This is a genomic window from Modestobacter sp. SYSU DS0904 (genome assembly GCF_054051115.1).
Genome location: NZ_JBJHAQ010000049.1, coordinates 1 through 22,620, shown reverse-complemented (window position 1 = coordinate 22,620; position 22,620 = coordinate 1). Strand labels below are relative to the sequence as shown.

The 22,620-nt window shown below is 75.6% G+C and carries 19 protein-coding genes, 1 tRNA gene and 1 other RNA gene; 17 read left to right on the top strand and 4 right to left on the bottom strand.

Features of this window, described 5'->3' with window-relative positions:
- Nucleotides 1-156: 156 nt before the first annotated feature.
- The 3 genes from ACI79U_RS19915 to ACI79U_RS19905 all read left to right on the top strand — a co-directional run bounded on the left by ACI79U_RS19915 (nucleotide 157) and on the right by ACI79U_RS19905 (nucleotide 3,485).
- Nucleotides 157-615: a peroxiredoxin gene (locus ACI79U_RS19915; protein WP_457071206.1), complete on the top strand. Its 459-nt coding sequence runs from the start codon at nucleotides 157-159 to the stop codon at nucleotides 613-615.
- Nucleotides 616-652: 37 nt separating this feature from the next.
- Nucleotides 653-727 (top strand) — tRNA-Val (locus tag ACI79U_RS19910).
- Between the two features lie 142 nt (nucleotides 728-869).
- A complete protein-coding gene (locus ACI79U_RS19905; RefSeq protein WP_457071204.1) occupies nucleotides 870-3,485 on the top strand; it encodes an EAL domain-containing protein in 2,616 nt (871 codons plus the stop codon).
- Nucleotides 3,486-3,491: 6 nt separating this feature from the next.
- Here the strand turns inward: ACI79U_RS19905 and ACI79U_RS19900 are convergent, their stop codons facing one another.
- Nucleotides 3,492-5,450: an FUSC family protein gene (locus ACI79U_RS19900; RefSeq protein ID WP_457071202.1), complete on the bottom strand. Its 1,959-nt coding sequence runs from the start codon at nucleotides 5,448-5,450 to the stop codon at nucleotides 3,492-3,494.
- Between the two features lie 82 nt (nucleotides 5,451-5,532).
- Here ACI79U_RS19900 and ACI79U_RS19895 point away from each other — a divergent pair, with 82 nt between their 5' ends.
- From ACI79U_RS19895 to nadA, 7 genes are all read left to right on the top strand, one after another.
- Complete coding sequence (locus ACI79U_RS19895) at nucleotides 5,533-9,270, top strand: ABC transporter ATP-binding protein (RefSeq protein ID WP_457071200.1); 3,738 nt, start codon at nucleotides 5,533-5,535, stop codon at nucleotides 9,268-9,270.
- A gap of 39 nt (nucleotides 9,271-9,309) precedes the next feature.
- Nucleotides 9,310-9,519, top strand: coding sequence for a hypothetical protein (locus tag ACI79U_RS19890; protein WP_457071197.1), 210 nt, complete (start codon nucleotides 9,310-9,312; stop codon nucleotides 9,517-9,519).
- 36 nt (nucleotides 9,520-9,555) lie between these two features.
- Nucleotides 9,556-10,683 (top strand): L-dopachrome tautomerase-related protein, encoded by a 1,128-nt coding sequence (locus tag ACI79U_RS19885; RefSeq protein WP_457071195.1) that lies wholly within the window; start codon nucleotides 9,556-9,558, stop codon nucleotides 10,681-10,683.
- A gap of 157 nt (nucleotides 10,684-10,840) precedes the next feature.
- Entirely contained in the window at nucleotides 10,841-12,040 is a 1,200-nt protein-coding gene (locus tag ACI79U_RS19880; RefSeq protein ID WP_457071193.1) for a Nif3-like dinuclear metal center hexameric protein, read from the top strand.
- 63 nt (nucleotides 12,041-12,103) lie between these two features.
- Nucleotides 12,104-12,844, top strand: a complete 741-nt coding sequence (locus tag ACI79U_RS19875; protein ID WP_457071191.1) for a zinc ribbon domain-containing protein — start codon at nucleotides 12,104-12,106, stop codon at nucleotides 12,842-12,844.
- A complete protein-coding gene (locus tag ACI79U_RS19870) occupies nucleotides 12,841-13,935 on the top strand; it encodes a bifunctional RNase H/acid phosphatase (protein WP_457071189.1) in 1,095 nt (364 codons plus the stop codon). Before ACI79U_RS19875 ends, ACI79U_RS19870 begins: the two co-directional genes overlap by 4 nt.
- A gap of 72 nt (nucleotides 13,936-14,007) precedes the next feature.
- The gene (nadA, locus tag ACI79U_RS19865; RefSeq protein WP_457071187.1) at nucleotides 14,008-15,051 is read left to right on the top strand and encodes a quinolinate synthase NadA; all 1,044 of its coding nucleotides are present in this window, start codon (nucleotides 14,008-14,010) and stop codon (nucleotides 15,049-15,051) included.
- Nucleotides 15,052-15,115: 64 nt separating this feature from the next.
- On the opposite strand, the gene ACI79U_RS19860 is transcribed toward nadA, so the two are convergent.
- Nucleotides 15,116-15,871 (bottom strand): sulfite exporter TauE/SafE family protein, encoded by a 756-nt coding sequence (locus ACI79U_RS19860; protein ID WP_457071184.1) that lies wholly within the window; start codon nucleotides 15,869-15,871, stop codon nucleotides 15,116-15,118.
- 24 nt (nucleotides 15,872-15,895) lie between these two features.
- Between ACI79U_RS19860 and ACI79U_RS19855 the strand changes: the two genes are divergently transcribed.
- From ACI79U_RS19855 to rnpB, 4 genes are all read left to right on the top strand, one after another.
- Entirely contained in the window at nucleotides 15,896-16,255 is a 360-nt protein-coding gene (locus ACI79U_RS19855; RefSeq protein WP_457071182.1) for a DoxX family protein, read from the top strand.
- Nucleotides 16,256-16,345: 90 nt separating this feature from the next.
- A complete protein-coding gene (locus ACI79U_RS19850) occupies nucleotides 16,346-17,866 on the top strand; it encodes an MFS transporter (RefSeq protein ID WP_457071180.1) in 1,521 nt (506 codons plus the stop codon).
- A gap of 65 nt (nucleotides 17,867-17,931) precedes the next feature.
- A complete protein-coding gene (locus ACI79U_RS19845; protein WP_457071178.1) occupies nucleotides 17,932-18,651 on the top strand; it encodes a PIG-L deacetylase family protein in 720 nt (239 codons plus the stop codon).
- A 29-nt stretch (nucleotides 18,652-18,680) separates the two neighbouring features.
- Nucleotides 18,681-19,082, top strand: an RNA gene (rnpB, locus tag ACI79U_RS19840) — RNase P RNA component class A.
- A gap of 25 nt (nucleotides 19,083-19,107) precedes the next feature.
- Here the strand turns inward: rnpB and ACI79U_RS19835 are convergent.
- Together ACI79U_RS19835 and ACI79U_RS19830 are read right to left on the bottom strand one after the other, a co-directional pair.
- Complete coding sequence (locus tag ACI79U_RS19835) at nucleotides 19,108-19,311, bottom strand: hypothetical protein (RefSeq protein ID WP_457071176.1); 204 nt, start codon at nucleotides 19,309-19,311, stop codon at nucleotides 19,108-19,110.
- Nucleotides 19,312-19,583: 272 nt separating this feature from the next.
- A complete protein-coding gene (locus tag ACI79U_RS19830; RefSeq protein WP_457071174.1) occupies nucleotides 19,584-20,726 on the bottom strand; it encodes an AMIN-like domain-containing (lipo)protein in 1,143 nt (380 codons plus the stop codon).
- 139 nt (nucleotides 20,727-20,865) lie between these two features.
- Between ACI79U_RS19830 and ACI79U_RS19825 the strand changes: the two genes are divergently transcribed.
- From ACI79U_RS19825 to ACI79U_RS19815, 3 genes are all read left to right on the top strand, one after another.
- Nucleotides 20,866-21,276, top strand: coding sequence for a YkvA family protein (locus ACI79U_RS19825; RefSeq protein WP_457071172.1), 411 nt, complete (start codon nucleotides 20,866-20,868; stop codon nucleotides 21,274-21,276).
- Between the two features lie 116 nt (nucleotides 21,277-21,392).
- Nucleotides 21,393-22,067 (top strand): prepilin peptidase, encoded by a 675-nt coding sequence (locus tag ACI79U_RS19820; RefSeq protein ID WP_457071170.1) that lies wholly within the window; start codon nucleotides 21,393-21,395, stop codon nucleotides 22,065-22,067.
- A gap of 196 nt (nucleotides 22,068-22,263) precedes the next feature.
- A complete protein-coding gene (locus ACI79U_RS19815; RefSeq protein ID WP_457071168.1) occupies nucleotides 22,264-22,476 on the top strand; it encodes a Flp family type IVb pilin in 213 nt (70 codons plus the stop codon).
- Nucleotides 22,477-22,620 lie beyond the last annotated feature (144 nt).

The window sequence follows — 22,620 nt, the reverse complement described above, 5'->3', positions numbered from 1 at the left end:
CGGGACGAGCCTCTGGACGGGGCCGACGGCGGGACCCTGCGAGGGGGCCGTTCCAGCACGTCACCGAGCTCGGGACGAGCCTCTGGACGGGGCCGACGGCGGGACCCTGCGAGGGGGCCGTTCCAGCGCGTCACCCGGTGGGGCACGATCGACGGCATGAGCCTCTCCGTCGGTGACGTCGCGCCCGAGTTCAGCCTGCCCGACCAGGACAAGCAGCCGGTCTCGCTGACCGGGCTGCGCGGCGCCCCGGTGCTGGTGGTCTTCTACCCGTTCGCCTTCTCCGGCATCTGCACCGGCGAGCTCTGCGGCCTGCGCGACGACCTGGCCACCTACACCGGAGCCGGGGTGCAGGTCGTGGCGATCTCCACCGACCCGGTGTTCAGCCTCAAGGCCTTCCGGGAGAAGGAAGCTCTGCCGTTCCCGCTGCTGTCGGACTTCTGGCCGCACGGCGCGACCGCGCAGGCCTACGGGGTGTTCAACGAGCGGGCCGGCATGGCGCTGCGCGGCACCTTCCTGGTCGACGCCGACGGCGCGGTCGCCTTCACCGAGGTCAACCAGCCCGGTGACCCGCGGGCGCAGGCGGGCTGGAAGGACGCGGTCGCCCGGCTCACCTGATCCCGGCGGCCGGGGTGGGCACCTACCCTGGCCGCACGGGCGCGTAGCTCAGCGGGAGAGCTCTCGCCTTACAAGCGAGCGGTCGCAGGTTCGATCCCTGCCGCGCCCACCAGCTTCCCGGGACCGGTTCGTCACCCCGTGGGGTGGCCCGGCTCAACGCGACGCCCGACACAGCCGATGGCACTGTCGTGCAGCGCAGACGGTGGACGACGCGACGCCCGCGGTGGGGTCCGGGCCGCGGCGTCCCGCTGTGGGTGCACCTGACGGCACTGGTCGCGGTCCCGCTGGTCGGGGTCGCCGTCCTGACCGCGGCGACGACCCGGAAGAGCATCAGCGAGGCGGCCAGCGCCGCCCGCGCAGAGGCGGCGGTCGGCGCGCTCGCGCACCTGGACACCGCGCGCAGCAGCGTGGAGCAGGAGATCCTGCCGACCCTGGCGCTGGCCGTCATCGACCGGCCCGGCACCGCCACCGAACTCGGCCTGTCCGCCGCTCTGCTGGCCCAGCAGCGCGCCATGGCGCTGGAGACCCTGCGCACGGCCCGGGAGACGACCGACCAGGCCCTCGCGGAGACCGCGCGGGGTCGCTACGGCTCCGGGGCGGCGGTGCGGGTGCGCGCCCATCTGACCACGCTGCGCCAGCGGGCCGACGCGTTCACCGTCTCCGTCGAGGGCATCTACCTGGGCTACCTCGCGATCTCCAACGACCTGGTGCAGGCCCAGCGCTCGGTTGCCGCCGCGGCCAGCACGGAGGGCCTGCCGGCCCGCACCCACCAGGCCATCCACGACGTCCAGGTGGTGGCCCAGCTGGCCACCACCGCCAGCCGGCAGACCCCGCTGTACCTGGGCGCCGTCTTCGGTGAGAGCGGCACGTTGATCGGCTCGCAGCTGGCCTGGGAGACCGGCTGGCTGGCCTACCACGACGCGCTCGAGCAGATGGCGGGCCTGTCCCAGCCCGCTCTGCAGGCGGCCTGGCAGGAGGTGCGGCGCGCGGAGGTGACGGCGACGCTGGACCGCCTCCTCGGCCCCGCTCCCGCGGGCGGGCGGCCGCCCGCGGTCGACCTCGCCCGGATGGTCACCCTGCTGAGCCAGAGCAGCCAACGCGACGGCCTGCTCAGCGGGCTGGTGCACACCGCGGCCGACGCCGCCCGGGCCTCCGCCGCAGCGGACCGGGACCAGGCCGTGGACCGGCGCAACCGCACGCTGGTGGGCGGCCTGTTCGTGGTGCTCTTCTCGCTGCTCAGCGTGGTGGTCGTCGGCCGGGCGGTGGCCCGCTCGCTGCGGGTGCTCGCCGGGCAGGCCGGGCACGTCAGCGACGGCGCCCTGGTGGAGGTGGAGGTCGCCGGCCCGCGGGAGGTGCGCACCGTCTCCACGGCGCTGGCGTCCGCGGTGGCCAGCCTGCGGCGCGTGCAGGAACAGGCTCGCGCCGTCGCCCGGGGCGACCTGGACAACGCGGTGCTCGCCGAGCCGCTCCCCGGCCCGCTGGGCGAGGTGGTGCACGCCTCGGTCCGCCAGATCGTCAGCTCGGTGCGGCAGCGCGAGGAGCTGCAGTCTGCGCTGGCCCACCGCGCCGCGCACGACCCGCTCACCGAGCTGCCCAACCGCGCCCAGGCGATGCAGCTGACCGCGTCGGCGCTGTCCCGCGCCCGCCGCTCCGGGGCGATGACGGGGCTGCTGTTCGTCGACCTCGACGGCTTCAAGGCGGTCAACGACACCCACGGGCACGCCTGCGGTGACGAGGTCCTGCGCGCCGTCGCGGGCCGGCTGGAGGCGGCAGTGCGCTCGGGGGACGTCGTCTGCCGGCTCGGTGGCGACGAGTTCGTCGTCCTGGTCGAGCCGGTGGAGACCGAACGCGACCTGCTGGAGCTCGCCGAACGGCTGATCGCGGTGGTGGGCGAGCCGATCACCACCGACGGCCACCAGCTGCGGGTCGGCGCCAGCGTCGGCGTCGCGGTCAGCCGGGACGCCGTCACCGATGCCGACGTGCTCTTCGCCGAGGCCGATGCGGCCACCTACCGCGCCAAGCGCCACGGGCGCGGGCGGGCCGAGGTGTTCGACGAGACGCTGCGTGGGCAGCTCGCCGAGCGGGCCGAGCTGGAGGCCGCGGTGGCCGCGGGCCTGGACGCCGGGGAGATGCAGCTGCACTACCAGCCGGTGGTCGACGTCCGGACCGGGCAGCTCACCGGCTTCGAGGCGCTGCTGCGCTGGGACCGGCCCGGGGTCGGCATGGTGGCCCCGGACGTCTTCGTCCCGGCCGCCGAGGGGTCCCGGCTGATCTGCGACCTGGACCGCTGGGTGCTGCACGAGGCGACCCGCCAGCTGGCCGCGTGGCGGCGCAGCGTGCCGCTGCCCCCGGGGCACCCGGAGCCGACGGTGGCGGTGAACGTCTCCGGCCGGCACCTGGCCGACCGGCAGGTCGTCACCGACGTCGCCGACGCGCTGGCCGCATCGGGCCTGCCGGCGCGCCTGCTGGGGCTCGAGGTGACCGAGACCGTGCTGGTCGACGACCCGGTGGCCATCGACCACCTGGTGGCGCTGCGGGCGATGGGCACCGCGATCGCCATCGACGACTTCGGCACCGGCTACACCTCCATCGGGCAGCTGCGGCACATGCCGGTGGACACCCTCAAGATCGACCGCAGCTTCGTCGCCTCGACCGACCCCGGTTCCGCCGAGCTGGTCGCGCTGATGATCCGCGCGGCGCACACCTTCGGGCTGGTCGTGGTCGCCGAGGGCGTGGAGGAGCCCGCGCAGCTGGACCGGCTGCGGGCCGAGGGCTGCGACCACGCGCAGGGCTTCCTGCTGCACCGCCCGCTGCCGGCCGCCGCGGCCGAGGCGCTGCTGGCCCGGACGGCGATCCCCGCGCCGCGCTGACCCGGCTCAGTCGTCGGCGCCGCGGACCCCGGTCCACCGGCCCGGCGTGGTCTCCCGCACCAGCCGGCGGGCGGCGTCGACCTCGCGTGCGACGGGCGCCAGCACGCCCTCGGCGTGCACCTCGGCGTCGTCGGGGAGGCGGTGCGCGCGGAGGTCCTGCTCGAGCTCCCGGATCGCCTTGCACAGCACGGCGACCTGCGCGGGCTCGGGCACCGGCTCGCCGGCGCGCAGCTCGATCACCGCCTCGGTGACGGCGTCGGAGGTCCGCTCCAGCTGCACGATCACCGGGTACCAGGCGGCCGCCCGGGTGCTGACCGGCGGCGGCTCGGCCAGCCGCCGTTGCAGCTGGGTCTGCAGCTCGGCCAGCGCCCGGTAGCTGGCCCGGCGGGCGCGGCGGGTGGCCTCCGGGCTGCCGGTGAACGCCGCGTCGACGAACCGCTCCAGCGCCAGGATCGCGGTGCGGAGCGCGTCGTCCAGCGGTGCCCGCCAGGTCTGCGGCCACAGCAGGTAGCCGAAGACCAGCACGATCCCGCAGCCGATGAGGGTGTCGACCAGCCGGGCGCCGACCAGCCCGGCGCCCATCGGCGTGGCCAGGTCCAGCAGCAGGATGATCAGCGGGGTCTGGAAGACCGAGAACAGGCCGAAGCTGCCGCTGCGCGCCCAGGGCAGCGCCGCCGCGGAAAGGGCCATCGGCAGCAGGATCCAGGCGTCCCGGGACACGAAGGTCAGCAGCAGCGAGCCGATCAGGACGCCCAGCAGGGTGCCGGCGCCGCGGTGCACGGCCCGGGTGAACACCGAGCCGTAGTCGGGCTTGAGCACGATCGCCACGGTCAGCAGCACCCAGTAGGGGCGCTCGACCGGCAGGGTCTGACGGGCGATCTCGGCGACGGTCATGCAGAGGGTGAGCCGGACGACGAACGCGCGGGAGTCGGCGTTGCCGACCGTGCGGTCGACCAGGTCGCGGGCGCGGGCCCGGCGGTCGACCTGCGGGCGGGGGACGGCGGCCGAGGCGCGCTCCTCCGGGTCGCCCACCACGTTCCACACCAGCCGGATGCCGTGCCGGACCGCGCGCCGCTGGGCCGGCCCGTCCTCCACCGGCGGCGGCCGCTCCCCGGCCAGGGGACGGCGGTCGGTGATCGCGGTGGCCAGGGCGTGGGCCGCGCCGATGTCCCGGGAGTCGGCGGTGACCCCGGTGCGGGCGCTGGCGACCGCCGCCTCGACCAGCGGCGCGGCCGAGTTGAGCACGCCGGCCAGCTCACCGAGCTCCGCGCTGCGCCCGGCCGAGCGGCTGCGGGCGTGGATCACCCGGTCGTAGCCGGTGTTGAGCGCCAGGGTCAGGTCTCGGCGGGCCTCCTCGGACCGCTCGGTGCCGACCGACTCCAGCAGCTCGGCCACCCGGGTGAAGACCGTGCCCACGGCGGACCGGTCGGGGTCGACCGGCTCGGTGCGCGCCTGCAGCAGCACGGCCAGGGTGGCCACGGTGGCGCCGGCCAGGAACCAGCCGACCTCCGCGGCGGCCGGCAGCGGCGTGCTCAGGCCGGACGAGATGGCGGTGTAGATGAGCAGCTGCAGCGCGCCCAGCGACAGCGGCGCACTGACCGCGCTGATCAGCGCCGCGAACGCCGAGACCGCGGCGAGCAGCAGCACCGGCACCCAGCCGCCGCCGGTGAGCGCCTGCCCCACCACCAGGCCGAGCCCGCCGAGCAGGGACGCCGCGGCGACCCGGCGCAGCCGGATCCGCAGCGGCCCCTGCTGTGGGGCGAGGGTGGCCGCCAGCGCCCCCATGGTGCCGAAGGCGCCGGCGCCCAGGGCGCTCCCGGACGTCCCCCCGACGGCCAGCGCGACGGCGAGCGGGGCGGGCACGACGAGCCCGAAGCGGACGACGTCGCGCCACGGCACCGAGGGGTGGTTGGTGTGCACCAGCTCCTCGAGCCACGCCGGCGCCCGCAAGCCCCTGTCCGCCACGACCCAACCCTGCCACCCGTGCGCGGCGCGCCACGGCACGGCGTCGCACACTGGACGCCGTGCCGCGCCCCGGATCCGCCCAGTGACGCGATCCACCGGCACCAGCGGGGGGCAGATCCCGCGCGGCGGCTGGCTGCGCCGGCTGACCGGCTACTGCCTGCGCCACCGCCGCGACCTGTTCGGCGCCTTCGCCGCGGCGCTGGCCGGCTCGGTGATCGCCGCGCTGGTGCCGCTGCTGACCCGGGAGGTCGTCGACCGGGTGGTCGCCGGCGCCGACGGCGGGGGCGGCGTGGACGTCACCCCGTTCGTCGTCGCGCTGGTGCTGGCCGGGGTGCTCCGCTTCGCCGCCGGGTTCGTCCGCCGCTACCTCGCCGGCCGGCTCTCGCTGGACGTGCAGGTGGACCTGCGCAACGACGTGCACACCGCGCTGGCCCGGCTCGACGGCCCGGGGCAGGACCGGTTGCAGACCGGGCAGGCGGTGAGCCGCTCGATCAGCGACATCACCCTGGTCCAGGGGCTGCTGGCGTTCCTGCCCAACCTCACCGGCAACGCGCTGTTGTTCGTCGTCTCCCTCGGCGTGATGGCCTGGCTCTCCCCGCTGCTCACCGTGGTCGCGCTCGCCGTCGGGCCGGCGTTGTGGTGGCTGGCGCTGCGCTCGCGGCGCGACCTGTTCCCGGCCAACTGGGCGGCCCAGCAGCAGGCCGGGGTGCTGGCCGGCGACGTGGAGGCCGCCGTCTCCGGCGTCCGGGTGGTCAAGGGGTTCGGCCAGGAGGACCGCGAGCTGGACCGGGTCGACGACGGTGCGCGGACGCTGTTCGGCGCGCGGATGCGGGTGGTGCGCTTCACCGCGCGCTACAACCCGCTGCTGCAGGCGGTGCCGGCGCTCGGGCAGGTCGGGGTGCTGGCGCTGGGCGGCTGGCTGGCGCTGCGTGGGTCGATCACCCTGGGCACCTTCCTGGCCTTCGTCACCTACCTGGCCGTGCTGGTCTCCCCGGTGCGGCAGCTGGCGGCGGTGCTGACCATCGGCCAGCAGGCCCGGGCCGGGGTCGAGCGGGTGCTGGAGGTCATCGACGCCCACCCGACGATGGTCAGCGGGTCGGCGCCGCTGCCGGCGGGCCCGCTGACCGTCGAGCTGGACGACGTCACCTTCGGCCACGACGCCGACCGGCCGGTGCTCGCCGGGGTGTCGCTGCGGATCGAGCCGGGGGAGACCCTCGCCCTGGTCGGCAGCTCCGGGTCGGGGAAGTCGAGCGTGGTCAGCCTGCTGCCGCGCTTCTACGACGCCACCGCGGGTGCGGTCCGGGTGGGTGGGGTCGACGTCCGGGAGCTGGACACCGGCGCGCTGCGGGCGGCGCTGGGCGTCGTCTTCGAGGACAGCTTCCTGTTCTCCGACACGGTGCGGGCCAACATCGCGTTCGGCCGGCCGGACGCGACCGACGAGGAGGTGCGCGCCGCCGCCCGGGCCGCCCAGGCCGACGGCTTCATCGCGGCGCTGCCGCACGGCTACGAGACCGTCGTCGGCGAGCAGGGGCTCACCCTGTCCGGTGGGCAGCGGCAGCGGGTCGCGCTGGCCCGGGCGCTGCTGCCCGATCCGCGGGTGCTGGTGCTCGACGACGCCACCTCGGCGGTCGACGCAGCGGTGGAGGCGCGGATCCACGCGGCCCTGCGGACGGCGGTGCAGGGCCGGACGACGCTGCTGGTGGCGCACCGCCGCTCCACGCTGGCGCTGGCCGACCGGGTCGCCGTGCTCGACGCGGGCCGGGTGGTCGACGTCGGCACGGTGGCGGAGCTGGAGGAGAGCTCGCCGCTGTTCCGCGCGCTGCTGTCCGGGGCGGCCGAGGACCTCCCGGTGCCCTCGGCGCCGCCGGCGACCGGGGTCACCCCGGCGGCCTGGCCCGAGGCGCCGCCGACCGCCGAGGACGACGGTCCGCTGCGCGGCGCGGCCGGCTCGATCGGCGGGCGGGGTTCGGCGATGGCGGCCGCGGCGCCGACCCCCGCGCTCAAGGAGCTGGTGCGCCGGCTGCCGCCGAGCAGCGACGAGCCCGAGGTCCCGCCCGAGCGGGCCCGGGCGGCCGATCCGGACTTCACCCTCCGCGGCCTGCTGCGGCCCTTCCGCTGGGCGCTCGCCGGCGCGCTGGTGCTGGTCGCGATGGACACCGCCGCCCAGCTCGCCGTCCCGGCCCTGGTGCGGGAGGGCGTCGACGACGGGATCACCGCCGGGTCGCTGTCGCTGCTGCTCGGCATCGCCGGCATCGCGCTGGTCATCGTGCTGGCCGACGTCGTCGCGGCCCGCGGCGCCGCCTGGCTGACCGGCCGCACCGGTGAGCGGCTGCTCTACACGCTGCGGGTGAAGACCTTCGCCCAGCTGCAGCGGCTCGGGCTGGACTACTACGAGCGCGAGCTCGGCGGCCGGATCATGACCCGGATGACCACCGACGTCGACGCGCTGTCGGCGTTCCTGCAGAACGGCCTGACCACCGCGGTGATCAGCGCCCTCACCCTGGTCGGGGTGCTCGTCGCGCTGTTCTGGTTCGACGTCGAGCTGGCGCTGGTGCTGGTGGCGTCGCTGCCGGTGCTGGTGGTCGCCACGGTGTGGTTCCGGTCCCGCTCGGTGCCCGCGTACACCGAGGCCCGCGAGCGGGTCAGCGCGGTCAACGCCCGGCTGCAGGAGGACGTCGCGGGGCTGCGGGTCACCCAGGTGTTCGCCCGCGAGGAGCGTTCGACGGCGGTGTTCCGGGAGCGGGCGCGGGAGTACCGCGACGTCCGGTTGCGGGCGCAGCGCTACATCGCCACCTACTTCCCGTTCGTCGAGTTCCTCTCCGAGGTGGCCGCGGCCGCGGTGCTCGCGGTGGGCGCGGCCCGGCTGACGGCGGGCAGCATCACCCCCGGCGTGCTGATCGCCTTCATCCTGTACGTGAACACGTTCTTCTCCCCGGTGCAGTCGCTCTCGCAGGTGTTCGACAGCTACCAGCAGGCCTCGGTCGGGCTGCGGCGGCTGCGCGACCTGCTGCGCACCCCGACGTCCACCCCGGCGGCGGCCGACCCGCGCCCGGTCGGCCGGCTGCGCGGGGAGGTGCGGCTGGCCGACGTCACCTTCGCCTACCGCGGGGCGCCCGCCCCCGCGCTGCGCGGGGTCTCGCTGACCGTGGCGCCGGGGGAGACCGTCGCGCTGGTCGGGGAGACCGGGGCGGGGAAGTCGACGGTGGTCAAGCTGGTCGCGCGGTTCTACGACCCGACGTCCGGCGCGGTGTGCGTGGACGGTGCCGACCTGCGCTCGCTGGACCTGCTGCAGTACCGCGCGCGGCTGGGCGTCGTGCCGCAGGAGGCGTACCTGTTCGCCGGCACGGTGCGTGACGCGATCGCCTACGGGCGACCGGAGGCCACCGACGCGGAGGTGGAGGCCGCGGCCCGCGCGGTCGGTGCGCACGAGGTGGTCGCCGCGCTGCCGCAGGGCTACCGCACCCGGGTGGGGGAGCGCGGCCGGTCGCTGTCGGCCGGGCAGCGCCAGCTGCTCGCGCTGGCGCGGGCGGAGCTGGTCCACCCCGACATCCTGCTGTTCGACGAGGCGACCGCCTCGCTGGACCTGGCCACCGAGGCGGCGGTCACCCGGGCGGCCGACGCCGTGGCTCGCCGGCGGACGACGCTGGTCGTGGCGCACCGGCTGACGACGGCGGCTCGCGCCGACCGGGTCGCGGTGCTCGACGGCGGGCGGATCGTCGAGGTCGGCCCGCACGCCGAGCTGCTGGCCGCCGGTGGCCCCTACGCCGCGCTGTGGGCCGCCTTCACCGCCGACGAGGACGCCGCCCCGCTGCTGACCTGACGATCAGATCGGCCCCCGTCGATGTGCCACCGTGGCGACATGTCGACAGGGGGACACCCGGTGCGGTTCGCCGGGCCGGCCGACCTCGAGCAGCTCCCCGCGGTCGAGGCCGCCGCCGACGTCCCACGAAGGACCCCGTCGCCCCCCACCGCTCGCGAGCTCGCGGCGGGCCCCTGCGACGGGGCCGACACAGGGCTCGGGCTGGACCGGCACGGGCTCCGGGTCGCGATGGTGCAGCCGGTCACCTGACGTTGCAGCCGGCGGTGGGCGGGGCACAACAGGTACATGACCGAGACCAGCACCGTCGGGGACCTGCCGGCCGATCGCCCGCTCGGCGAGCTCGAGGTGGTGCACGAGTTCACCGACGGGCCGATGCCGACCGGGGTCTCGGTGTCGCACACCGGCCGGGTGTTCGTGAACTTCCCGAAGTGGGGCGACGAGGTGCCGGCCACGGTGGCCGAGATCCGCGACGGGCAGGTCGTGCCCTTCCCCGACCAGGCGTGGAACGACCCCCGCGGCGACGACGACCGCGAGGCATTCGTCAGCGTGCAGAGCATCGTCGTCGACCCCGCCGACCGGCTGTGGGTGCTGGACACCGGCTCGCCGCTGTTCCAGCCCACCCGGGTCGGCGGGCCCAAGCTGGTCTGCGTCGACCTCGCCACCGACACCGTGGTGCAGACGATCGTCCTCCCGCGCGAGGTGGCGCTGGAGACCACCTACCTCAACGACGTCCGCTTCGACCTGCGCCGCGGCGAGGCGGGCACCGCCTACATCACCGACTCGGCCGACTCCGGCGAGAACGCGATCATCGTGGTCGACCTGGCCACCGGGGAGGCCTGGCGGCGGCTGCGCGACCACCCCTCGACCAAGGCGGTCACCCCGCCGGAGCTGCTGCTGATGGTCGAGGGCCGGCCGTTCCTGGAGCAGCCCGAGCCGGCCGCGGAGCCGCAGCCGGTGGCCATGGGCGCCGACGGCATCGCCATCTCCGCCGACGGCGCCCGGCTCTGGTACTGCCCGCTCGCCTCGCGGCACTGGTACAGCGTCGCCACCGACGCGCTGGTCGATCGCGGGCAGGACGACGCCGCGGTGGCCGCCACCGTCGTGGACGAGGGCGACAAGGGGTGCGCCGGCGACGGCCTGGAGACCGACGACGCGGGCAACCTCTACGCCACCGCCGGTGAGCAGAACGCGATCCTGCGCCGCCGGCCCGACGGTGCGATGGAGACCGTGGTGCACGACCCGCGGCTGCTCTGGCCGGACACCCTGTCGGTGGCCACCGACGGGCACCTGTACGTCACCGCCAACCAGCTGCACCGCCAGTCCCGTTACAGCGGCGGTAACGACCTGCGCCGGTACCCCTACGTCCTGTTCCGCACGCCGATCGGGGCCGGCCCCGTCCTGCTCCGCCGATGAGCGCGGCTCACGCGCGGCCCGGCCCGCTCCCGGTGCATCCGGACCGGGCCCGGCGCACGAACACCAGGTGATGACCACCGCCCCGGAGGGCCCTCGCGCCCTCGATGCGTCGTACACAACAGGCCGGCGCGCGACCGCTGACCTACAGTCCGAGACCGTGGTGCTGCCGGTGGGGGACGACGAGACGACGACGGTCCGGCAGCTGCCCCTGCCCGGCGCGCCGCTGGCCGAGGTGGTCGGGGCGCTCGAGGCCCGCTACGACCCGGCGCTGGCCGAGAACTGGGACGCCGTCGGCCTGGTCTGCGGTGATCCCGCGGAGACCGTCCGCTCGGTGCTGTTCGCCGTCGACCCGACCGCGGCCGTGGTCGACGAGGCGATCGCCACCGGCGCCGACCTGGTCGTCACCCACCACCCGCTGCTGCTCACGCCGGTGCACGGCGTCCCGGCCGACGACCCCAAGGGCCGGCTGGTGCACCGGCTCGTCCGCGCCGGCATCGGCCTGTTCGCCGCGCACACCAACGCCGACCGGGCCGCCGACCACGGGGTCAACGACGCCCTGGCCGCGGTGCTGGGGCTGACCGGGACGCTCCCGCTGGACCCGGTGGGGGCGCCCCGGTCCGACACCCTGGTCGCCTTCGTCCCGGTGGCCGGCGCCGACCGGCTGGCCGACGCGCTGTCCGCGGCCGGCGCCGGGGTGATCGGCGACTACACCCGCTGCGTCTGGCAGACCACCGGCACCGGCTCCTTCATCCCCGGCGGCGACGCGCACCCGGCGATCGGTTCCGAGGGCCGGCTCGAGCGGGTCGCCGAGGCGCGCCTGGAGATGGTGGTCCCGCGGGACCGGCGGGCCGCTGTCCTCCGTGCGCTCCAGGAGTGGCACCCCTACGAGGACCCGGGCTACGCCTTCTTCGAGAACTCGGCGACGCCCTCGCGGGCGGGGCTCGGCCGGGTCGGCGAGCTCGCCGAGCCGACGACGCTGCGCGAGTTCGCCGAGCGGGTGGCCCGCACGCTGCCGGCCACCCCGGGGGGTGTCCGGATCGCGGGCGACCCCGACCGGGCGGTGCGCACCGTCGCGGTGTGCGGCGGGAGCGGCGGGTCGCTGCTCGGCGCGGCGACCGCCGCCGGTGCGGACGTCTTCCTGACCAGCGACCTGAAGCACCACGCCGTGTCCGAGGCCCTGGAGACCCCCGGCCCGGCGTTGATCGACGTCGCGCACTACGCCTCGGAGTGGCCGTGGCTGCCGACGGCGGGCGACCTGCTGAACCGCGACCTGGGTGGCCGGGTGCAGGTCGCGGTCTCCGATCTGCGCACCGACCCGTGGACCTGGCAGGTGCCCAGCGCCCCGTCGGGCGGCTGACCGCCCCGCACCGGTGACCCCGCGCCGTCCCGGCCGTCGGGGCGGCGCGGGTAGGTTGGCGACGTGCAGGCTGACCACTTCGACCAGCAGAAGCTGCTGGCCCTCGCCGCGGAGGACGTCGCCCTCGCGCAACTGGCCCACCGCCGGCGGACCCTTCCCGAGCTCGCCGCCGTCGAGGCCGCGCGGGAGGCGCAGCGGGCCGCGGCCGACGACGCCGTCCGCGCCGAGACGCAGGTCCGTGACCTCGACCGCGAGCAGAAGCGGTTGGAGGGCGACGTCGACACCGTCCGCCAGCGGGCCGACCGCGACCAGCAGCGGATCGACTCCGGGGGTGCCACGCCCAAGGAGATCACCGGCCTGCAGCACGAGCTGGAGTCGCTGCAACGCCGGCAGGGCGACCTGGAGGACCAGGTGCTCGAGCTGATGGAGCGCCGCGAGGCCGCCGACAGCGCGCTGGCCACCGCGCAGACCGCCGAGGCCACCGCCCGGGCCGACCAGGAGCGCGCCGAGCAGCAGCGGGACGCCGCGCTGGCCGCCATCACCGAGGGCGAGCAGCAGCACACCGCCAAGCGCGCGGAGATCGCCGCGACCGTCCCGGCCGACCTGCTCAAGCTCTACGACCGGGTTGCCGGGCAGACCGGCGGCACCGGAGCCGCGGAGCTCAAGGCCCGTCGCTGCCAGGGCTGCCGGATCGAGTTCTACGGTGCCGAGCTCGCCGGGTACCGCAAGGCCGACCCGCACTCCGTCATCCGCTGCGAGAACTGCGGCCGCGTGCTGGTCCGCACCGCCGAGTCCGGGCTGTGAGCAGGCGGCTCATCATCGAGGCGGACGGCGGGTCGCGGGGCAACCCGGGGCCGGCCGGCTACGGCGCGCTGGTCCGCGACGCGGAGACCGGGCGGCTGCTCGCCGAGCGGGCCGAGTCGGTCGGGCGCGCCACCAACAACGTGGCCGAGTACGGCGGCCTGGTCGCCGGGCTGCAGGCCGTCCTCGACCTCGACCCGACGGCGAGCGTGGAGGTCCGGATGGACTCCAAGCTGGTCGTCGAGCAGATGTCGGGGCGCTGGAAGATCAAGCACCCGGACATGCAGAAGCTCGCCGTCCAGGCCCGGGACATCGCCCGCCAGCTGGGCTCGGTCCGCTACACCTGGGTGCCCCGCGCGCAGAACGGCGCCGCCGACGCCCTGGCCAACAGCGCGATGGACGGCAAGCCGGTGCGCCGCGACCTGGCCACCGAGCCGGTGGTGGTGGAGGACGACGTGCAGCCGGCCGCGGAGCCCGCACCGGTCGTCGTCACCGTGACCCACCTGCTGCGGCACGGGCGCACCGAGCACACCCCGGAGCGTCGTTACAGCGGCAGCAGCGACCTGCCGTTGTCCCAGCTCGGCCGGGCCGACGCCGAGGCCGCGGCCCGGCACCTGGCCGGCCGGGGCATCGACGTCATCGTCAGCTCGCCGCTGCAGCGCACCCGGCAGACCGCCGAGGCCGCCGCCGCGGTGCTCGGCGTGCCGGTGGAGGTCGACACCGACCTGCGCGAGCTCGACTTCGGTGCCTGGGAGGGGCTGACCGCCGACGAGGCGCGGGCCACGAGCCCGCTGGCCTTCCGGCGCTGGTCGGGCACCACCGACGTCCGCCCGCCCGGTGGGGAGTCGGTCGCCGACGTCTCCGCCCGGGTGGCCCGCGCCCGCGCCCGCATCCTGGAGCGGCACGCCGGGAAGACGGTGCTGCTGGTCAGCCACGTCACCCCGATCAAGCTGCTGCTCGCCGCCGGGCTCGGGGTGGGTGACGAGATCGTGCACCGGGTGTTCCTGGAGGCGGCGTCGCTGTCCACGGTCACCTGGTCCTCCGACGGCCGGGCGTCGGTGCGGCTGGTCAACGACACCAGCCACCTGAGCTGATCCGGGAAGCCCGGGCACGACCGTTCCGTTGCACAGTCCGGTAGCGAGAGCCCGCACGACACTGGAGTCCGCGTGACCCTGACCACCCCTGGCCGTACCACCACCCCCGGCCGTCCGGCCCTGACCGGCGACCGCACCATGAGCCCCGCCGAGTACGAGGCGTGGGCCGCCGAGGTCCGCCGGCTGGCCGACGAGCGCGGTGCCGTGGTGCTGGCGCACAACTACCAGGTGCCCGAGATCCAGGACGTCGCCCACTTCACCGGCGACTCGCTGTACCTGTCCCGGGTCGCGGCGGAGACCGATGCCCGGGAGATCGTCTTCTGCGGCGTGCACTTCATGGCCGAGACCGCGAAGATCCTCTCGCCCGAGAAGACCGTGCTGCTGCCCGACCACGCGGCCGGCTGCTCGCTGGCCGACTCGATCACCGCCGCGCAACTGCGCGAGTGGAAGGCCGAGCACCCGGGCGCCGTCGTCGTCAGTTACGTGAACACCACCGCGGCGGTGAAGGCCGAGACCGACATCTGCTGCACCAGCTCCAACGCCGCCGACGTCGTCCGGTCGATCCCGGCCGAGACCGAGATCCTCTTCTGCCCCGACCAGTTCCTCGGCGCGCACGTCAAGCGGGTCACCGGGCGGGACAACATCCGCATCTGGGCGGGGGAGTGCCACGTGCACGCCGGGATCAGCCCGAGCGACGTCCGTGCGCAGATCGCCGCCCACCCCGCTGCCGAGGTGCTGGTGCACCCCGAGTGCGGCTGCACGACCTCCGTGCTGGACCTGGTGAGCAACGGCGACCTGCCCGCCGACCGCACCCGCGTGCTGTCCACCGGCGGCATGGTAGAGGCCGCCGTCGCCACTCGGGCGCCGCAGGTGCTGGTCGCCACCGAGCTGGGGATCCTGCACCAGCTGCGGGCGGTGAACAGTGGCACCGAGTTCATCCCGATGAACGAGCGGGCGTCCTGCCGCTACATGAAGATGATCACGCCGGCCAAGCTGCTGGCCACGCTGCGCACCGGGGAGGGTGCCGTCGACGTCGACCCCGACGTCGCCGCCCGGGCCCGCCGCGCGGTCGAGGCGATGGTCGCCATCGGCGAGCCCGGCCGCGGCGGGGAATGAACAAGGACCCCCGTGCCCCCCACGGCTCGCGAGCTCGCGGCGGGACCCTGCACGGGGGCCAGGCTCAGCCCCGCAGGAACAGGTAGATCGACACGCTGACCCCGAAGACCACGATGAGCACCCGCAGCGGCGTGGTCGGGATGCGGGTCGCCACCTTCGCGCCGAGGAACCCGCCGAGCAGGGCGGCCGGCGCGCAGACGGCGACGTAGGCCCACTCCACCGGGCCCCAGATGCCGAAGACGACGACGGTCACCGACGCGGTGACCAGCGCGATCGCGCTCTTCATCGCGTTGGCCAGCTTGAGCCGACCCAGTCCCAGGCCGAGGACGCCGACCAGGATCACGCCCAGCGCGCCGCCGAAGTAGCCGCCGTAGAGGGTGGCCAGGAACAGCGTCACGTACAGCCAGGCCGGGTCGGCGCCGGCGATGCCGTCCCCCTGCCGCTTGAGCCGCTTGGTGATCATCGTCTGGAAGGCCAGCAGGATGCTGGCGAGCAGCACCAGCAACGGCACGACGGTGTCGAAGGCCTCGGACGGCGTGGTCAGCAGCAGCACCGACCCGGCCGTGCCGCCCAGCACCGCGACCACCGAGAACCGGATGATCCGGGCCCGCTGGCCGCTGTACTGGTCGCGGAAACCGAGCACCCCGCCGATGTAGCCGGGCCACTGGGCGATCGAGTTGGTGACGTTGGCCGCGACGGTGCCCAGGCCGAGCGCGACCAGGACCGGGAAGAGGATCAGCGATCCGCCGCCGGCGATGGAGTTGACGCCACCGGCGAGGAGGGCGACCCCGGCGGCGATGAGGAGATCGACGGCGGACACGAGCGGCGAGCCTACTGTCGCCCCATGCGGGAGCGGACACGTGCGGTGGCGATGGCGGCCGGGATGACCGGATCCGGGGTGGTCCACCTGGTGCGGCCGCAGGTCTACGACTGGATGATCCCGCCCGAGCTGGGCCCGGCCCGGCCGTGGGTGATCGGCAGCGGGGTGGCCGAGCTGGCCACCGCGGCGCTGCTTGCGGCGCCGGTCACGCGGCGGGCCGGCGGGTGGGCGGCGGTGGCGGTGCTGATCGGCGTCCTGCCGGCGCACGCGCAGACGCTGCGCGTGTTCCGCCGCCGGCCGGCGAAGCTGGCGGTCGCGGTGGCCCGGATCCCGTTCCAGGTGCCGATGCTGCAGGTGGCGTTGCGGGTGGCCCGGGGGCGCTGAGCCCAACCCGGGCGTCAGCGGCCGCGGGGGACGCCAGGTCGACCGGGGTCGATGGGGCACAACGGGAAGGGGTCCCGCAGAGTGGGCGCCATGCGCAAGTGGCTCCCGCTGGTGGCGATCTGCACCGGCACCTTCATGCTCCTGGTCGACGTCACGATCGTGAACGTCGCCCTCCCCGCGATGGCGACCGATCTGGACACCTCCTTCAGCCAGCTGCAGTGGGTCGTCGACGTCTACGCCCTCGCGCTGGCCGCGCTCGTGCTGGGCGCCGGCTCCCTCGCGGACGTCTTCGGCCGCCGGCGCCTGTACCTGATCGGGCTGGTGGTCTTCGCGGTCGCCTCGCTGGCCTGCGGACTGGCGCCGGACGCCGGCCTGCTGCTCGTCGCCCGCGGCGTGCAGGGCATCGGCGGCGCGATCATGTTCGCCACCACGATCGCGCTGATCAACACCAGCTACGAGGGCGGCGACCGCGGCACCGCGTTCGGCATCTGGGGTGCGGTGGTCGGTGCCTCCGCGGCGCTCGGCCCGATCCTCGGTGGTGCGCTGACCGAGCTGTCGTGGCGGTGGATCTTCTACGTCAACCTGCCGGTCTGCGTGCTCGCGGTGTGGCTGACCCTCACCGCCGTGCGGGAGGCCCGCCAGCCCGGCGCCCCCCGCCCGGACGTCCCGGGCATCGCGCTGTTCACCCTGGGCGCCGCCGGTGTCGTCTTCGGGCTGGTCCGGGCGGCGGCCGAGGGCTGGGGCGAGCCGGCCTCCTGGGGGCCGATCGTGGCCGGCCTGCTCGTGGTGGCCGCCTGGGTGGTGCTGGAGCTGCGCCGTCCGGCCCCGATGCTCGACGTCCGGCTGTTCCGGTCGCGGTCCTTCACCGGCATCATGATCGGCGCGATGGTGCTCAACGGCGCCGCGTTCGCCGCGCTCGTGTTCACCTCGCTGTGGCTGCAGTCGATCGGCGGCCTGTCCCCGCTGCAGGCGGGGTTCGTGTTCATCCCGCTCTCCGCACTCAGCTTCGGGGTGGCTGCCGGGGCCGGCCGCCACCTGCAGACCCGGCCGCCGCGCTGGGTCCTCGGTGGCGGCCTGCTGCTCGTCGGTGCCGGGTCGCTGCTGATGGCGATGGTCGACGGCGACTCGACCTGGCGGGTGCTGGTCGCCGGGCTCGCCGTCCTGGGGGCTGGGGTGGGCATGGCCAACCCGACGCTGGCCTCGGCCGCGCTGGCCGCCGTACCGCGGGAGCGCAGCGGGATGGCCTCCGGGGCGGTCAACACCTCACGACAGCTGGGGTTCGCGCTCGGCGTCGCGCTGCTGGGCAGCGTCTTCGCGGCGCGGGCGACCGCGCAGCTGCGCGCGGCCGGCGTCCCCGACCCGGCCGGCACCGCCTCCGCGCTCAGCGCCGGGCAGGCCGGCGAGCTGGTCGGCAGCGCCCCGGCGGGCGCCCGGGCCGACCTCGCCGACCTGCTGGGGACGGCGTACGCCGCCGGGCTGCGGGACGTCTTCCTCGCCTGCGGTGCGGCCGGGCTGATCGGCGGCGTGCTGGTGCTGCTGCTGGTCCGGGCCGCCGCGCCGAGTGCCGGGCCGCGGCCGGCCGAGCGTCCCGAGCCCGCTGCCCAGCGCTGACCCACGCAGCACCGACCCACACAGCACCGACCCACGCAGCACCGACCGGGGGCAGACTCACCGGCATGGCCGCCCCCTTCCCCGACGACTGGCAGCGCGCGCTCGTCGTCGCCGCCCACCCCGACGACATCGAGTACGGCCCCGCCGCCGCGGTGGCGGTCTGGACCGCCGCGGGCAAGGAGGTCCACTACCTGCTGGCCACCCGTGGCGAGGCGGGCATCGCCGGGCTCGCGCCCGCGGAGGCCGGGCCGCTGCGCGAGGAGGAGGAGCGGCGGTCCGCGGCGGTGGTCGGGGTCGCCGAGGTGGAGTTCCTCGACCACGCCGACGGCGTGCTGGTGGCCGACCTGCAGCTGCGCCGGGACCTCGCCGCGGCGATCCGCCGGCACCGGCCGGACCTGGTGGTGACCATGCACGGCGGGGACACCTGGACCCCGCCGGAGGTGACGCCGGGCGCGCTGAACTCCGCCGACCACCGGGCGTTGACCCGCTCGGTGCTCGACGCGGTCGCCGACGCCGCCAACGAGTGGATCTTCGCCGATCTCCCCGAGACGCCGTGGTCGGGCGTGCAGTACGTCGCGGTGCACGCGGTCGGGTACCCGCCGCCGCACGTCGTCGACGTCACCGCCGGGGTCGAGCCCGCCGTCGCCTCGCTCACCGAGCACCGCCGCTACCTGGCGGCGCTCTCCGACGACCCGGTCGAGGAGCAGGCCCGCCGGCAGGTCGACATGTCGACGCTCACCGAGGACGGCGAGCGCAGGGTCGGCTTCCGGCTCTACTGGGGCTGAACCGCGGGTAAGCTGGTCGGCACGACGGACGAGTCGGCTGGGCGGTCGCGTCGGTGGGGGAGACCCCGCCGCCGAGGAACGTCCGGGCTCCACAGGGCAGGGTGGTCGTTAACAGCGACCCGGGGTGACCCGCGGGACAGTGCCACAGAGAACAGACCGCCAGCGGCTTGCCGCTGGTAAGGGTGAAACGGCGGTGTAAGAGACCACCGCACACCGGGTGACCGGTGTGGCTCGGTAAACCCCACCCGGAGCAAGGTCGAGAGGGACGGCGGCCCGCCGCCGTCCTGCGCAGGCGATCGAGGGCTGCCCGCCCGAGCCTGCGGGTGGACCGCTCGAGCCTGCCGGCAACGGCAGGCCCAGATGGATGACCGCCCAACGGGGTGCCGCGAGGCCCCCGGGGACAGAACCCGGCGTACAGGCCGACTCGTCCGTCGCCTCTCGCCGCCCCCGCCGGGCTCAGTCCAGGTCGGGGGCGACGTCGGCGACGATCGCCCGGAACGTGGTGGTGTCCACCTCGTCGTCCACGGTGACCCGCACGATGTCGGTGACCTGCTGGTGGGTGGCCGGGCCGCAGGCGCTGACCCGGGCCGCGGCGATCAGCCGCAGCTGGTGCAGGCGGGCGGTCGAGGAGGCAGCCGGGGAAGGGCGGTTCTCGCGCATGGACGGACGGTAGGGCGATCGTCCACCGGTTCCGTGCGCGTCGGGCGTCGTGTCGTGAGCGACCGATCCCGCGTGCCCCACGGTGCCCACGGGCCCCGTCGTCGGCCGTTCGCGCGCCCGCGGCAGCGCGAGAGGTGAGTGCCCGACCGCCGGCCGACCCCGTCCAAGAGGTGCCCCGGCCGGGCGGTCGGGCACACCTGGGGCATCGGGCGTTGCGGTCGCGCGGTTGAGCGGCCGGCCGGGCGACTCACCCCTTCGGGTGGCCCGCGACGTCAGCGGCCCGCGGTGATCTCCAGGGTCTCGGCCATCCGGTCCAGCACGCCGACGTTGCGGGCGTAGTCGAACTGCGGCAGTCCGACGGTGTCGACCACCAGCGTGCGCGGCCCGTCGTCGCCGGGGGGCAGGCCGATCACGTAGCTCGTCGAGCGGGTGCCCTCCGGCCAGAGGCCGCGCCCGCGGCTCTCGCGCTCCACCCGCACCGCGGGGCGACCGTCGACGGTCGTCTCGCTGCGCTGCAGGTCGCGCTCCGGGTCGGGGGCGGCGATCCGGTCCACGCCCACCGGCTCGACCGACGCGGTGATCGCGCCCACGCGGGCATCCGTTCCCGGGGGCACCGTGAACGGGTCGGGAGCGAAGCGGGTGCACGGCGGCACCGTCTCCCCGGAGTTGACCGCCCAGTCCTCGGGGTAGCTCACCGCGAAGCCGGCCGGGCTCTCGCACCGCTGGCTCAGCGGCACGGTGCCCGATCGGCGCTCCGCGACGACGTCCACCACGATCCGCTGCGGCTCGGCCAGGAGGCCGACCGCGAACGGCCGCCGCTCGTCCAGTCCGGCGAAGAAGGTGGCCCGCCCGCCCAGGACGGTGTCCCGGACCAGCGTGTCCAGGATGCCCGTGCCGGGGATGCGCAGCCGCTCCGGCCCGTCCCACGGTTGGACCCCGGCCGGTGCGTCACCGGGCAGCGCGACGTTGGTCAGGGTGATCCCCAGCGCGGCCTCGCCCGGGACCTCGATCTGCTGGCCCGACCCCTGCGACCGGGGGGCGTCGGTGTACCCGACCTCCCAGCCGGCCAGCCCGTCGCCGGCCAGCTCGAAGACGATCCGGTCGAAGGCCTCGTGGGCACCGAGCCGCACGTCGACCAGGGCCACCGGCGGGCCGTCGCCGTCCGCCGCGGAGTCACTGGTGTCCGGGACCGCGACGGGCTCCAGAGCCGGATCGGCCGGGTCCTCCCCGGGCAGCGGGGCACCGGTGGTGGCCGGGCTCGTCGTGCCGGTCGGGCTCGTCGTCCCGGTCGGGCTCGTGGTGCCCGTCGGGCTGCTGGCGCCGGTCGAGGGCTCGGCCTGCGGGTCCTCGGCGGCAGGTGAGCCGCAGCCGGCGAGGAGGAGGGTCGCGCAGGCCCCTGCGAGGAGATGGCGCATGGTGCCGGAGAGCCTTCCGATCTCGGGTTCGGGTCACCGGGGGAGTTGCCACGCCGACGGCAGCCGAACGCCGGGACGTCGATCTCCACGAGAGCGTCATGTGTGCCGGTGCTGTCGCCGGGCGACCGGGGAGGCCACGATGGGGGCCGTGGACGGGTGGTGGACGGCGCTGGGCACCGGCCTGGCCGTCGTGCTGCTGAGCTGGGCGACGCTCGTGGTCCTCGCGCGTCGGCTGCCGCCGGGCACCGCCCGGGAGCTCGCGCGCTTCCTGCCCGCCTGCGTCACCACCGTCCGTGCGCTGCGCCGGCACCCCGAGGTGCCCCGCCGGGCCCGGGTGGCGCTCGTCGTCGCCGGGTTGTGGGTGCTCTCCCCGGTCGACCTGATCCCGGAGTTCCTGCCGGTGATCGGCCCGCTCGACGACGTCGTCGTGGTCGCCCTGGCGTTGCGCTACGCCGCCCGCCGGGTCCCCCGCGACGTCCTGCTGGACGCCTGGCCGGGGGACCGGCGGATCATCGAGCGGCTGCTCGGCAGGTCACCCGCGCCCAGCTGATCGCGGTGACCGGCGACCCGGGGCCGGGGTGAGGAGAGGGTGACCCCACCGATCAGGGGCCGGACAGCGGGACGGCGATGTGCCACGGTGGCCGCCGTGCCCAGGTCCGGTGTCCGGTGTCCACGGCGGCCGTGACCGCGGCCGGCCTGGCCTGCCTGGCCGGCGGCCTGGCGGGGAACGCGGCCAACCGGCTGGCGGGCTGCTGGCCGTGGCCGGCCGGCGCAGGTCCGTACCCGCTCCTCGCTGCGGGCGGTCGGGCGGTGCGGCCCCCGGTCGTGGAGTTCGGCACGGCGGCGCTCTGCGTCCTGGTCGCCGTGCGCATGGGCCCGCGACCGGAGCTGCCGGCGTACCTGCTGCTGGCGATGGTGGGCGTGTTGCTGGTGATGGTGGACCTACGGCACCAGGTGCTGCCCGACCGGGTGCTCCTGCCCGCTCTGGTCGCAGGGATCGGGCTGCTGGCCGCCGCGGCCCTGGCGGGCGGGGAGGGCACCGCGCTGCTGCGAGCGCTGGGCGGCGCCGCGGTCCTGTTCCTGGCGTATCTGGTGCTGGCGCTGGCCTCACCCGGTGGTCTGGGCATGGGCGACGTCAAGCTGGCCGGGCTGCTCGGCCTGTACCTGGGATGGGTCGGTTGGGGAGCCCTGCTGTACGGGGCCCTGGCCGGGTTCGCCCTCCAGGCGCTCATCGCCCTGGCGCTGGTGACCACGCGCCGGGTGGGACGTTCCGGTGCGCTGCCGTTCGGGCCGGCGATGCTGGTGGGCGCGTTGCTGACGGTGCTGCTCGCCGACCCGTGACCGACACTCGGCTGTTACACAGCTCACAACTGTGAGTAATCAATCCGGCACTCTTCGTTCTCGGACGGTGGAACTCATGGCTCGGACGGGGGGCCGAGCCCCTCTGGTCCGGTCCTGCGGCCCGATGGTGAGCAGGCCGCCGCACGGACGGGTCAGCCGACCCGGACCACGTCGGCCCCGACCCGAGGAGCACCCCGTGACCCAGCTCTACAGCACCCTGTTCGCCCTGGCCGTGACCGCCTCTGACCGGCTGAAGAAGGAGGAGCGGGGCGCGACCGCCGTCGAGTACGGCCTGATGGTCGGCCTGATCGCCGTGGTGATCATCGTCGCGGTCACCGCCCTCGGCGGTCAGCTGAACACCCTCTTCACCACCATCACCACGAAGCTCGGCGGGACCGTCGCGTCCTGACGCCGCGCGCCTGAGTCCAGCAGCGGCTGCCCGGGGGGGGGGGGGGGGGGGGGGGGGGGGGGGGGGGGGGGGGGGGGGGGGGGGGGGGGGGGGGGGGGGGGGGGGGGGGGGGGGGGGGGGGGGGGGGGGGGGGGGGGGGGGGGG